The 222-nt window shown below is 59.0% G+C and carries 1 rRNA gene; it reads left to right on the forward strand.

The window, feature by feature from the left end:
• A 23S ribosomal RNA gene (locus FCK22_RS18795) occupies positions 1–222 on the forward strand; the annotation flags it as partial.

Consider the following 222-nt stretch of genomic DNA (forward strand, 5'->3'; position numbering starts at 1 on the left):
TAGGAACCGAGACGCCAGTCTCGGTGGAGCCTCCCTTGAGATACCACCCTTGTTCTGCTTGATGTCTAACCGCGGACCGTTATCCGGTTCCGGGACCTGTGTGGCGGGTAGTTTGACTGGGGCGGTCTCCTAAATCGTAACGGAGGCGCGCGAAGGTTGGCTCAGAGCGGTCGGAAATCGCTCGTTGAGTGCAATGGCAGAAGCCAGCCTGACTGCGAGACT

It is taken from the genome of Sulfitobacter sp. 15WGC, from assembly GCF_005068605.1.
GTDB classification, from domain to species: Bacteria; Pseudomonadota; Alphaproteobacteria; order Rhodobacterales; family Rhodobacteraceae; genus Sulfitobacter; species Sulfitobacter faviae.